General features: G+C 53.2%; 9 protein-coding genes. All 9 read left to right on the top strand.

Annotated features, from left to right (window positions below; all coding sequences use genetic code 11):
• Window positions 1–36 precede the first annotated feature (36 nt).
• The 9 genes from ACELLULO517_RS00895 to cysQ all read left to right on the top strand — a co-directional run bounded on the left by ACELLULO517_RS00895 (window position 37) and on the right by cysQ (window position 11973).
• Window positions 37–1476, top strand: a complete 1440-nt coding sequence (locus ACELLULO517_RS00895; protein WP_227304803.1) for a glycosyltransferase — start codon at window positions 37–39, stop codon at window positions 1474–1476.
• 58 nt (window positions 1477–1534) lie between these two features.
• Window positions 1535–2632: a hypothetical protein gene (locus ACELLULO517_RS00890; protein ID WP_227304801.1), complete on the top strand. Its 1098-nt coding sequence runs from the start codon at window positions 1535–1537 to the stop codon at window positions 2630–2632.
• Window positions 2633–2868: 236 nt separating this feature from the next.
• Window positions 2869–3645, top strand: coding sequence for a hypothetical protein (locus tag ACELLULO517_RS00885; RefSeq protein WP_227304798.1), 777 nt, complete (start codon window positions 2869–2871; stop codon window positions 3643–3645).
• A gap of 341 nt (window positions 3646–3986) precedes the next feature.
• On the top strand, window positions 3987–5117 hold the full coding sequence (locus tag ACELLULO517_RS00880; protein ID WP_227304795.1) for a glycosyltransferase family 61 protein: 1131 nt from the start codon (window positions 3987–3989) through the stop codon (window positions 5115–5117).
• 603 nt (window positions 5118–5720) lie between these two features.
• Window positions 5721–6836, top strand: a complete 1116-nt coding sequence (locus tag ACELLULO517_RS00875) for a glycosyltransferase family 61 protein (RefSeq protein WP_227304793.1) — start codon at window positions 5721–5723, stop codon at window positions 6834–6836.
• Window positions 6837–6872: 36 nt separating this feature from the next.
• Window positions 6873–8081, top strand: a complete 1209-nt coding sequence (locus tag ACELLULO517_RS00870) for a glycoside hydrolase family 55 protein (RefSeq protein WP_227304790.1) — start codon at window positions 6873–6875, stop codon at window positions 8079–8081.
• Between the two features lie 75 nt (window positions 8082–8156).
• Entirely contained in the window at window positions 8157–9287 is a 1131-nt protein-coding gene (gene cysD, locus ACELLULO517_RS00860; RefSeq protein ID WP_406566219.1) for a sulfate adenylyltransferase subunit CysD, read from the top strand.
• Window positions 9287–11197, top strand: a complete 1911-nt coding sequence (cysN, locus tag ACELLULO517_RS00855) for a sulfate adenylyltransferase subunit CysN (RefSeq protein ID WP_227304787.1) — start codon at window positions 9287–9289, stop codon at window positions 11195–11197. Before cysD ends, cysN begins: the two co-directional genes overlap by 1 nt.
• Window positions 11194–11973, top strand: coding sequence for a 3'(2'),5'-bisphosphate nucleotidase CysQ (gene cysQ, locus ACELLULO517_RS00850; protein WP_227304784.1), 780 nt, complete (start codon window positions 11194–11196; stop codon window positions 11971–11973). The genes cysN and cysQ overlap by 4 nt, the downstream gene beginning before the upstream one ends.
• Window positions 11974–12047 lie beyond the last annotated feature (74 nt).

The following is a 12047-nucleotide window of genomic DNA, read 5'->3' as shown; positions in this document are numbered from 1 at the left end:
CTTTTGTCTGGGCCCTGTCGTCCTATGAATAAAATTGTGAGACCCGCGAAAGCACCCCTCGGCGATGGCTTGCCGAGCGTTCTGATCATGTGCCACTCGCACCCGATGGAAACGCGCGGGGGGGCCGAGATTGCGGCTCTGGAACTGTTCCGCGGGTTGAAGTCACGGTCAGGCGCCGCCTGGTTTCTAGGCTGCGCCGGATCGAAGACAGAATCCCGTCTTGGCGCGCCACTGACCCAGCCTTATGGCGAGGACGATTACGTCTACCATCCGGGGGCGGAGTTCGATTATTTCAAATTTGCCAATCCCGATCCGAACTTCCCCAAGGCGCTTGGCAAGCTCGTCGCCGAGCTGAAGCCGGATATCGTCCACTCCCATCACTTCTCCCGTTTTGGCGTAGAATCATTCGCGGTCATCAAGCGCAACTCGCCGAACACGAAGATCGTCCTCAGCCTTCATGAGTTTCTGGCCATCTGCAACCATCACGGTCAGATGGTGAAGACGAAGTCGATGCATCTCTGCGATCGCTCGAGCTACAGTGCCTGTTCAAGCTGCTTTCCGCAGTACAAGGCGCGCGATTTCTTTCTGCGTAAGCGTTACATCCAGACCTTCTTTGCCGACGTCGACTTGTTCGTCTCGCCCAGCCAGTTCCTCGCGGATCGTTTTCACGAATGGGGCCTACCGGCGGAAAAGCTTGTTGTGCTTGAGAATATGCCGCCCGTGCAGAATCACGGCATGGTCGCCGAGATAGATGTGGCATTGCCGCAAGTCGCGGCGGAGACTGAGGTTCGTCCGGTCGCCAAGCGCGCGACAAGGACGGTCGCTGCGGCGCCGGCCAAGTCCGCAATCGCGGAGAAGCCAGGGCCAGCCGGCAAGGCAGTTGAGTCCGCCGCCGCGGCAGAAAGCCGTCCGCTACGCTTCGGGTTTTTTGGTCAGATGTCGCCGCTGAAAGGCATCACGGTGATCATCGAAGCGGCGCAATACCTGAACAAGCAGGGCGTTACCGGCGCGACGATCGAAATTCATGGCGACTATTCCAATCAGCCGCCAGCCTTCCAGGAGGTGGTGACGAAGGCGTTGGACGATGCCGGGCAGAGCATCGTCTATCACGGTGCCTATGATAATCGCGACGTACATAGGCTGATGCGCCGCATGGACGCGATCATTGTGCCTTCGACCTGGTGGGAAAATTCGCCCGTGGTCATTCAGGAAGCCTTCACTAACGGCAAGCCTGTGATTTGTTCCAATATTGGCGGCATGGCCGAGAAAGTGGCCCATGGCGTCGATGGTTTGCACTTTACTGCGAGCCAACCTTTGAGCCTTGCGCGCGCTATCATGGAACTCACGGAAGATCCGGTGCGGCTCGCACAACTGACGGCGGGTGTGCGGAAACGCATGACCACGGACCAGGCGCTGGACGCGCATCTTCGATTCTACCGTTCGATTATGACCTCACCGGTAAGGGTTGAGGCGTAAACACGTCGGTATAATAGTCTTTCCCTTCAACTCAGACAGCTTTTGCGGAGCTTATGACATGATTTCTGGTTCAATCGACAAGTTGACACCCAAGGGGGCCGTTGGCTGGATTTATCAGGCTAATTCCGAATCGCCCTCATTGCTGCGCGCTTTTTTGAATGGCGAGGTTATCGGCGAAACTGTTGCCGATCTCTATCGGCCTGACCTGCATCAGGTTGGTCTCGGTGACGGGCATTGTGGTTTTGAAATGTCCTTCGGCCGTGCACTGACCGAATCTCAATTGCCGTTCGTCAAGATCAAGCCCGAGAAAATCGATCTCAGCCTGTCGCTGACCGAGAAGACGATCTATCTCGATCTTCTGCATGCGCTGATGCGCAACGCGGAAGGCGCCGGCCGCACGCGCTCCGTGCTCGGCGGTTTCTGGACCGATCGTACGGATGCGGCCCAGGTTCTCGCCGGTCGTATCGCGGTCGGGTCCTGTCCGGCCGAGCTGCAGCCCATGCTGCAGGAATTGATCCTGAACGGCTATGTGGTTCTGCCGAGCGTGCTGGCTCCCAAGGGCCTGCAGGCGAAGGACGGAACGGCCTTGGTGTCGATCGAACAGCGCGCCAAAGCCACCGTTGCGACCATCAAGGACGTGCTGGACAGCATGGCCAAGCTGTTGTTCCGCGATTCGACGGTTCGTCTGATGCGCAATATCTTCGACGATCATCCCATCATTTATCGTCTGGATCGCTTGAAGGAGGAAACCGGCTTCCATCAGGCGGCTTCGGTCGAAGCTCTGCCGTCTCCAGCCGAATCCCTGTTGATCTACGCCGCCTTCCCGGGCGCCAGCGTGCGACTTGACATCATCCGTGACAGCCATGAAATGGGTGAGTTCGGTCCCGCTGGCTTCTCACGCTGGACTGCGGATGGGGCTAGGGAACTGGGCGCCATGGCGGAGAAGCAGGGGCTTTCGATCGAAGAGGTTGAATTCAACAATTTGGATCTGGTCATTGTGGGTCCTGGGCTGGTGCATCGTGTGGTGGCCTCGGAAGAATCGGCCGTCCTGCGCGCGCTTGCCGTTCCCCGGCGTGTGACGCCGCTAAAATATCTGAGTGGAGCTCAGTCCTGGGTTGAAGCAACCCATGTCTCCGGAGCAAAGGTCCGAGTTTAAAACTGCTTATAAAGCAGTCGGTTGGAATTAGATTTTGATCTTTTGTCGTTTATAAAATATCGTTTAATGTCTTAGTTGCAATTATATCAACTGGTCGAGCGATTCGCTGGCTTGTTTGCATCGTAGTAGTGATTTGGTTCCTGGGGTAACACGTAATGGTACTGCGAGTGCTATCGAATGCAAACAAGCCGCTTGTGGCTGTCTGCTCTTATGGCAGAAGCGGATCGTCTTTTTTCATGCAGGTTCTCAAGGCCGCTGGTGTTACGGTAATTGGAGATCTTCCGTTTGAAGATCGAACCACTCAAGCTGGATATTTGGCTGCTTTGAGGGTTGGATTCGGCCAAGCCTTGTCCAATCAGGATACGTCGAGTTCGGGAGGTTTTTCCGAGACCTACCGAGGGGACTGGTATCGTTCGTCGATTGCGCTTCATCATCAGAGTCGGGTGCTGGAGCTGGAAGCGGAATACGAAGGTTTTCTTACAGCCCAAGGTATCACCGGGACTCTCGGTCTTGCGGAGAAATTTATTGGCTTTGAGGTCCTGCGCCTCATGAAGGCTGCAGACACTACATCTGTTATCAAACCTGTTTTTCTCGTTCGTGATCCAAGAGATACATTCATCTCGGTCAAAAAGTTCAATGAAAAGAGAGGCTTTAAAAGCTTCAACGAGAGTGGCGATGATCTTTCTCTTCTAGACAGCATTTGTAACTTTTCGAAAACTCAGGTTTTTGAGGCTCGAAAAGGCAACGGGATTCTCTGTTATTACGAAGATTTCGTTAATAGAAGAAGCCAATCTGTTTGCGATCTTTTCCGATACTTGGGTGTTATGCACCCAAATCATCAATTCATGCAGACATTCTGGGGAGCTTTGGGAGTTGACCAAAGCGCTTCGAAGCATATGACGAGCGGCAGTCAGAATGCGAGCATGGATAGGTGGAAAGGTGAAGAATTTAGGCATCTTCACGACTTGTTTCGGTCGAGAGAAAGAGTGATTTTTGATATTGGATATCTTTGAATGTAAGGGGAAGCATAATTTGCATTCCTCATTTTGCTGAACTGCAGTGAGGGTCTGCATAAAAAAGGTTGCGGAAATTCTTTTTGGTTTCTCTTACTTTTCCGCTCCTTTTTGTTGGAATTTTATTAAGTTGGATGTAAGCGCAATTTCATCGCGAAAGACTTTTTCGCTGGAATGCATCTAATCTTGATTGACTAAATAAAATTCTGACAGAAGGTCTTATGTAATCCCCGCTTCATGATTGAATTTCAATGTTAAATCCAGTTCAGCTCTCGGAACTTCGAAATCAAATTGAAGCAAATCCTCTGGTTTCTGAATCTAGTGGATTTTGCATAAGACGAATGAAGGTTTCCGTTGGTGGAGATCTATCTGGGGCAGTGATCCTCCTTAGTGAGAAGGGGGGCGCAGATGAAATGCGTGCGCCTCAGAAGATTTATGGAGAGCCGTTCGACGCGAGCTGCTTGAACGGCGTAGAGCGACGAAACATAATTGAACCAGATCGTATTGCGTGGAAGCTGTTAGACGTTACCGTAGTTGGTAATAATGCGCTTCTATACGGCAATCAGCTGTTCGTTTCCATGCCGATCGTTACGGAAGAACAGCACAAAAAAATCGATATTGAGAATAAGTACAATCACCACGGCTTTCTACTGCAGGCCGATGTGCAAAGTGGTGAGAAATTTGCTTATTTTGCATCTGCTCGCCGCCGCAATCACTTTCCAGGGTTAGGCGTGTTTTTTGCGAATTTAGAGCCAAATAACTACGGGTCATTCTTATTCAGAGTTCTTCCGCAAATGCTTTTTTTGGCGGACATGGACGTCAAGTTTGATTTTTATGTGACGTCCGGAAGAACAAGTTGGTTTCTGGAAGCGTTGAGGCTGGCCAATTTGCCGATCCGCCCAGTGTTCTCGGTTGCAGAAGTTATCGGGGATCATTTTCAAAGTATAATAACTTTTTCGGATTTTTGTATTGAGGGTTGGCTTGATGCTGCAACTCGCCGGCGCATCAGTAAGTTGGTAGAAAATGCCTCTCAAGCAAAAATAGAAGCAAACACCTCAAACAAAAAATTGTATATCAGCCGCTTGCTTGGTGGTGGGGCAAGGCCGCATTATCGGCGTCTTGTTAATGAGACGGAGCTGGCAAGTCGAGCGCAAGCGCATGGGTTCAAGTTAATATTTCCCGAGACTATGCTATTTTCCCAACAAATATTGACATTTTACAATGCAGACACTGTGATTGGTCCGTCGGGATCAGGAATGCTAAACGCGATATTTTCTCCGCGGGATACGACCGTTGTGGATATGGAATCATTTCACAACACAGTCAGGCAACATGCTAGAATTTATTCAAGTACAGGAAAGCGTTATAATTTCCTGTTTGGCAGTATAGAAAACAAAAGCAACCGCGTTGCCTTTTCAGATTGGAAAGTTGATGAAGGGCTTTTTGAAACCTGTCTAAAAGAAATTGCCTAGCAGCTTATTCTCCGCAGTTTTTCGAACGACGCTCTCTATAGATTGAGACCGGCGCGACGACATGGCCATGTATTAAATACAATGCGGTTGGCTTCGGTTAGGGTCAACAATAGCTAGCCCGTAGATGAGGCTTTGCGCAGGGCTAGGATAGTTTACGGCGCCTTATCTCAGAACCACTGTAGTTAAAGATCTATGGCAGTTCATTAATGGCACGAAGGGACCGCGATGCGGTTCCTAGCGATGCGATCTCCGGGCAAAACGCAGTGCAGGCGCTCCACCTAGAGCAGATCCCAGTCAGATGATTCTATCTAGCTGTGATCTGCTCCAGAACGCAGCTTGCTCGAAATTTTATCATGGAACAGTAGGGCGAGTTCCGGGCATTTTCTGGCTTTAGGCGGGTGTCGAGTGAGTCAGCTAAAATTCAAAGAAAGTGTTGATTTACTGCATCCAACGATAAAGATACAGGCTGGTGGGAAAACTGAAATAACTCGGTCTGTCGCACAGAGCCGGGTAGTGCTAAAATTGCGCCTGTTTTAGAGCCGGTAGATGCAGTTTTCGAAAGCTGTCGATCATGGTGCCGAGGTATACTGTAGGAGCGATGATATGTCTTTAGGCGACACCACAATTGGCGGTCCCAAATTGGAAATTTTGGGCAAGCAAAAAGTGGCGGAGGAAGTAAAGACAATTTACTTTCCAAGAATCGGCGTTTTGGCCCGCGATGATCTGAAAGATGACTTGATTCGAGACGGATTTCGAATCGTTTCCGATCATCCGGAGATTTCCATCTACGAAGTTTCCGACGGCTTTCTGGCAAACGAATACGTAGTCTATGATAAAAATTCTGTTTATTTTGTAACTTCCCTATCGGTTAATAGTGTCTGGCCGGCAATTCGTGAAAAGAGAAGACAAGACTTTGTAAGTATTGCTCGCTCGGTAAAGCTACATGTCAGCGAGGAGCACAAAGATCAGAGCGTTTTTGTGGCACATAACGAAGGGGGGGGAACTTGGGGGCATTATTTGGCACAAAATTTACCCAAAATGCTTCTAGCGAAATCCATCTACCCATCTTTAAAGCTGGGTCTTCCCGCTTCTTACGGCAGCAACAAAAACTCTTCCTGGTTTCAGCTGCTTGATCGCGCAGGTTTTTCAGAAGCGGATATCATTCCGCTCGACCGGAACATTACTTATAGCTTTAAGAAGATCTTCTTTTGCGATTTTCTATGGGATTTTGTTTCGGGATGCCCGCATCCACTCGCTATCGATTTTTTGAGGGGCATTTTAAAAAATGGAAGTCTTGACAAAGAAACTGGTATTTCGGCGGGAAGGAAGGTTTTTATTGAAAGAGATGCCCGCTACGGACGGAACATCGAGAATATAGAGCAGATCAAGAAAATATGTGATGAGTTCGGGATTGAGATCCATAAGACAGCGGGTTTGTCCGTTGGTGCTCAAATTGACTTGTTTCGATCATCTCAGTTAGTTATTGGAACGCTTGGGAGTGATTTGACGAACGTAGTTTTTTGTAGTCCAGATACTCATGTTTTGTCACTATCACCTACATCTCATGGCGACAATTTTTTCTATAACATGAGTGCCGCGCTCAATCTTGTGTGGAGCGAAATATTGTGCACCAAAAAGGGTGTGGCAAATGGCGGGCGATCATTCCATCTCGATCCCGAGGTTTTCTCACTGACGCTAAGGAAAATTCTAAATTCATAGTATAAATTTTTCTATTTCGAATGATGGAAAATAAATATGAATAGAATACTGTCACGGCGCAATTTGTCGCTGGCGTCAATTTCATCGGTTGGGGTTGCGTTTGCAGAGATTGGATCTGTGAGAGCGGGCAACGCGACGGAGGTGGCCAGCAGGCTCAAGACGGTTGACGTGAAGCAGTTTGGCGCAGTTGGCGATGGCGTGACGGATGATGCTTCGGCAATTAACAAGGCCATAGAGGAAATCCGTCGTGTTCACCTGCAGTTAGACGGCTTCAGCCTGGGCTGTCGATTGCTGTTTCCGACCGGAGTTTACGCTGTGCGTAGCAGCGTCAATTTGACGATGCTACGCAATATTAATACGGTTATCGATGGCCAGGGATCGGTGGTCCTAGGTCGCTGTGAGGGTGAGCCAATAATCGATGCTTTGGGCGCGCGCTGGCTTACGATTAATGATCTGACGCTTCTGTCGGATTCCGATGTATTGCCTAGTGTTGGCTTGCAGATTGGACGCGTGACGCTTGATGTAGCGGATGATCATCATCTGACGAATGTAAAAATTCTCGGCGCGTTTTCGAAAGCCAGTTTGTATAACAAAGGTGCGGAAACAAGCAGCTTCGAGCATGTTTATCTGACGAATAACTACCCTCAAGGCTATTGTCTTGTTCAGGACGGTTTAAATCATTTTGATATAAAATCAAAATATATAAATATGTCGCTAGTGCCAAACAGAGATGGAAGTTTCAACGAAAATATTTTTGTAAATTGTGATTTTCGGCATTTGGCTGGTGGAGTGCCTGTCTGGCTGGGCGATACAACTCGGCATGATTTCATTAGATGCTATGCAACGACCAAAGGGCAGTTTGCCTTTGTTATTTTTTCTGGGCCAAATGGGCATACGATGCTTAGGGTCGACTGTCATTGCGAGACAATCGGACTAAAGAATGTTTTTTGCTTTTCAGCCTTTTCTCCGAAAATCACAATAAGAGGGTTTAGCTACATCGAGCATGGTTGTTTTGCTGAGGAATTCGTCTTTTTTGGAGATAGCAATGTCAAGGAGATTGAAATCCAAAATGCAAATCTCGAAATAGCAATGTATCGCAGTAATGCATGCAGAGTGTTCAGCGCGGGTGCCGTCTGGGTTGTATCCGGATATTATTATAGTTCTGACCCGGTAACATGGAATGGAAACGGCATTTTTCGCGGCACAGTTTCACTGGGTAGTAGCGTGAAATACATCGAAGGGTGAGCGGCTCGGGAGTTTTATGGGCCTGGATTAGTGAAGTGCCTTGCCTTCAAACTTTAGTTTAGCTAAACTCCCGCCATGGCCGACCTTAAGACCCTCTTTCGCCGTAGCGGCAAACGTCAGCGCGAGATCGCGGAAGCGGTCGGGCGGAGTGAGGGCGCGGTCAGTCAATGGGTCAATGGCGATCGTGAGATCCCGGCCGACCTGGTGCTGAAGGTGGAGGAGTTCACCGGCATCCCCCGTCACCATCTGCGACCTGATCTCTGGGAGAAGACCATGCCGAACGCCGTTGATGAGGCGATTCTGGCGGCGCCGGACCTGACCCATTTGCAGCGTCTCGAGGCCGAAAGCATCCATATCATGCGGGAAGTGGCGGCCGAGGCCGAGCGACCCGTCATGCTCTATTCCATCGGCAAGGACAGCGCGGTGATGCTGCATCTGGCGATGAAGGCTTTCGCGCCTGGCAAGCCGCCTTTCCCCTTGCTCCATGTCAATACGACCTGGAAATTCCATGAGATGATCGGCTTCCGCGACCAGCGCGTGAAGGATCTCGGTCTCGAACTCCATGAATGGATCAATCAGGACGGGATCGCGCGCGGGATCAACCCATTCGATCATGGTGGCGCTTATACCGACATCATGAAGACTGAGGCGCTGAAGGCGGCGCTTGACCATTTCGGCTATGATGTGGCCTTCGGCGGCGCGCGCCGTGACGAGGAAAAAAGCCGCGCCAAGGAGCGTATCTTCTCCTTCCGTTCCCCCGGCCATCGCTGGGACCCGAAAAGCCAGCGGCCGGAGCTTTGGAACCTTTACAATACCCGCAAGAACAAGGGCGAGACGATCCGCGTCTTCCCGCTCTCCAATTGGACCGAGCTCGATATCTGGCAGTATATCTATAAGGAAAGCATCCCGATCGTGCCGCTCTACTACGCCGCGAAGCGGCCGGTGGTTGAGTATAATGGCATGACCGTCATGGTCGATGACGAGCGTATGCGCATCCCCGACGGCCAGAAGCCCGAGATGAAAAGCATCCGCTTCCGCACCCTCGGCTGCTATCCGCTGACCGGCGCGGTCGAGAGCGAGGCTGATACCTTGCCCGAGATCATCCAGGAAATGCTGCTCACCACCACGAGCGAGCGCCAGGGCCGCGCCATCGACAAGGACAGCGCCGCGAGTATGGAAAAGAAGAAGCAGGAGGGTTACTTCTGATGGACGCCCAGAACGACCTGCTCTCGACCGATATCGAGGCCTATCTCAAGCAGCATGAGCAGAAGAGCTTGCTGCGCTTCATCACCTGCGGTTCCGTCGATGACGGCAAATCGACCCTGATCGGCCGTCTTCTGTATGACAGCCGGATGATCTTCGAGGATCAGCTCGCGGCGCTTGAAGCCGATTCCAAAAAGATGGGCACGCAGGGTCAGAATATCGACTTCGCGCTGCTAGTGGACGGTCTTGCCGCGGAACGCGAGCAGGGCATCACCATCGACGTCGCTTACCGCTTCTTCGCCACCGAAAAGCGCAAGTTCATCGTCGCCGATACGCCCGGCCATGAGCAGTATACCCGCAACATGGTGACCGGCGCTTCGACCGCCGATGTCGCTATCATCCTGATCGATGCGCGCCGTGGCGTGTTGACGCAGACGCGGCGCCATTCCTATCTCGCCTCGCTCGTCGGTATCCGCAATGTCGTGCTCGCCATCAACAAGATGGATCTGGTCAATTACAGCCAGGATGTCTTCAACCGCATCCTGGGCGACTACATGAATTTCGCGAGCGGCCTGTCGCTCGAGAATATCGTCGCGATCCCGATGTCGGCTCTGGCCGGCGACAATATCACTGAAAAGAGCGGCAATACGCCTTGGTATATGGGCCAGCCGCTGCTCAGCCATCTGGAGACGGTTGAGACCAAGACCGTCGATCGCACCGCGGCTTTCCGCATGCCCGTGCAGTGGGTGAACCGGCCGAACCAGGATTTCCGCGGTTTTTCCGGCCTCATCGCGGCTGGCTCCGTGAAGCCGGGCGATGTCGTGCGGGTCATGCCCTCGGGCCGCGAAAGCCAAGTCTCGCGCGTCTTCCTCGACGGCGACATGCCCTTCGCGGTCGCCGGCCAGTCGGTCACGATCTCCCTCGAAGATGAGGTCGATTGCAGCCGTGGCGATGTCCTGACGGGGGTGGATGACCCGATCGAGGTTTCCGATCAGTTCGAAGTCACCATCGTCTGGATGAACGAGACGGCAATGCTGCCCGGCCGCAGCTATTTGCTTAAGCTCGGCGCCAAGACCGTCGTCGCGTCCGTCACCGCGCTCAAGCATAAGGTCAATGTGAATACGCTGGAGCAGGTGGCCTCCAAGCAATTGGCGATGAATGAGATCGGCCTTTGCAACCTTAGCCTCGCCCAGCCGGTTGCCTTCGACGCCTATGACAAGAACCGCCAGACCGGTGGTTTCATCCTGATCGATCGCTTCACGAATGAGACGGTCGCCGCCGGCACCATTCACTTCGCGCTGCGTCGTGCCCAGAACATCCACTGGCAGGCGATGGAGGTCGACCGTGCGGCCAGAGCCGGGCAGAAGGATCAGAAGGCCTTCGTGCTCTGGTTCACTGGCCTGTCTGGCGCGGGCAAGTCGACCATCGCGAATATCGTGGAGCGTCGTCTGTTTGAACTCGGCAAGCATTCCACGATGCTGGACGGCGACAATGTGCGTCACCGTCTGAACCGCGATCTCGGCTTCACCGACGGCGACCGTGTCGAGAATATCCGCCGTGTCGGTGAGGTGGCGCGTCTTATGACGGATGCCGGCCTTATCGTGCTCGTCTCCTTCATCTCGCCTTTCCGTTCGGAGCGGCAGATGGCGCGTGAACTGCTGCCCGAGGGCGAATTCCTGGAAGTCTTCATCGATACGCCGCTGGCGGTCGCTGAGGAGCGTGATCCGAAGGGCCTCTACAAAAAGGCCCGTCGCGGCGAGATCAAGAACTTCACCGGGATCTCAAGCCCCTATGAAGCGCCCGAGGATCCGGAAATCCGGCTCGACACCACGGCGCTGACGCCGGAACAGGCGGCGGCTCAGATCATCGATGCGCTGGAGCAGCGTGGCCTGCTGCGCGGCGCCGGCCTGTGAGCGAGGTGCTGTCGCTGACGGAACTGCTCGCTGCCATCCGACCCTTGGCCGAGGAAGCCGGGCGCGCCACGCTCGCTTTCTATGGCGACAAGGCGGGCGTGCGGGAAAAGGCCGATGGCAGCCCGGTGACGCTGGCGGATGAGGCAGCGGAGGCGGTGATTCTGCCCGCGCTGCGCGCCCTTACGCCCGAGATCCCTGTGGTCTCGGAGGAGGAGGTCGCGCAGGGCATCGGGCCGGCAAGCGTCGGCGCGCGTTTCTGGCTCGTGGATCCGTTGGACGGCACCAAAGAGTTCCTGAGCGGCAATGGCGAGTTCACGGTCAATATCGCGCTCATTGCGGATGGCCGCCCAGTGCTCGGTGTCGTGGTCGCCCCGGCATTGGGGGAGACCTATGCTGGTACCGAAGGCGAGGCCTATCTGGTTGACGCGAACGGTGAGCGGAAGATCCTTTGCCGACGCCCGCCGCAGGAAGGGGAGACGGTCGTCGGCTCCCGCTCTCATGGTGACGCAAGTGCGATGGAGGCTTTCCTCAAAGACCGCAAGGTCGCTGCTTTTCGTGCCGCCGGCAGTTCGCTGAAGCTCTGCCTTATCGCGCGGGGTGAGGCCGATCTCTATCCGCGGCTTGGCACGACCATGGAATGGGATATCGCGGCGGGTCATGCGGTGCTGGCCGCCGCCGGCGGCGGTGTCACCACCGTCGATGGCGGGCCCTTCGTCTATGGCAAGCTGGATTTCCGCAACCCCCATTTCGTCGCTCATGGTGCGGCGGGGGTTTGACGCTTCGCGCCTTTACGGCAGCAGAATAGTGATGATGCAACCGGCCTTCGGGTCGGTTGCTGTCCGTTTCCGGC

The organism is Acidisoma cellulosilyticum, assembly GCF_020621385.1.
Classification (GTDB): Bacteria; Pseudomonadota; Alphaproteobacteria; order Acetobacterales; family Acetobacteraceae; genus Acidisoma; species Acidisoma cellulosilyticum.
This window is presented reverse-complemented; position numbering and strand designations above follow the sequence as displayed.

What these genes read in the sequence shown, in the direction of transcription:
- cysN (WP_227304787.1), top strand. Translation starts at nt 9,287, where the DNA reads ATGGACGCCCAGAACGACCTGCTCTCGACCGATATCGAGGCCTATCTC.
- cysD (WP_406566219.1), top strand. Translation starts at nt 8,157, where the DNA reads ATGGCCGACCTTAAGACCCTCTTTCGCCGTAGCGGCAAACGTCAGCGC.
- ACELLULO517_RS00870 (WP_227304790.1), top strand. Translation starts at nt 6,873, where the DNA reads ATGAATAGAATACTGTCACGGCGCAATTTGTCGCTGGCGTCAATTTCA.
- ACELLULO517_RS00880 (WP_227304795.1), top strand. Translation starts at nt 3,987, where the DNA reads ATGAAGGTTTCCGTTGGTGGAGATCTATCTGGGGCAGTGATCCTCCTT.
- ACELLULO517_RS00885 (WP_227304798.1), top strand. Translation starts at nt 2,869, where the DNA reads ATGCAGGTTCTCAAGGCCGCTGGTGTTACGGTAATTGGAGATCTTCCG.
- ACELLULO517_RS00875 (WP_227304793.1), top strand. Translation starts at nt 5,721, where the DNA reads ATGTCTTTAGGCGACACCACAATTGGCGGTCCCAAATTGGAAATTTTG.
- ACELLULO517_RS00890 (WP_227304801.1), top strand. Translation starts at nt 1,535, where the DNA reads ATGATTTCTGGTTCAATCGACAAGTTGACACCCAAGGGGGCCGTTGGC.